The sequence below is a fragment of the Cupriavidus sp. SIMBA_020 genome, assembly GCF_046535395.1.
In the GTDB taxonomy this organism is placed as follows: domain Bacteria; phylum Pseudomonadota; class Gammaproteobacteria; order Burkholderiales; family Burkholderiaceae; genus Cupriavidus; species Cupriavidus campinensis.
This window is the reverse complement of the sequence record NZ_JAWRWU010001219.1, coordinates 1-251: the sequence shown is the minus strand read 5'-3', so window position 1 is coordinate 251 and position 251 is coordinate 1. Positions and strand designations below refer to the sequence as shown.

General features: G+C 59.8%; 1 protein-coding gene. It reads left to right on the top strand.

Going from position 1 to position 251, the window contains the following annotated elements:
• Window positions 1–251: dTDP-4-dehydrorhamnose 3,5-epimerase family protein (locus SB751_RS33410; RefSeq protein ID WP_410749421.1), on the top strand; the 251-nt coding region annotated here is incomplete at both ends.

Below are 251 nucleotides of genomic sequence, written 5' to 3'. Positions count from 1 at the left end.
CTATCGGCAATCGGTGCTGGATGCCGCGGTAGGACGAGAGTTGCGCTTTGTGCAGGATAACCAGTCCGAATCTCATCGCCATGTGTTGCGTGGCCTGCATTACCAGACCTCGGAACCTCAGGGAAAATTGCTGCACGTGACCGAAGGCGAGATCTACGACGTCGCCGTGGATATGCGCCAGGATTCGCCCACCTTCGGCCGCTGGGCCGCGCAGCGGCTTTCCAGTGACAACCACCTGCAGCTCTGGATAC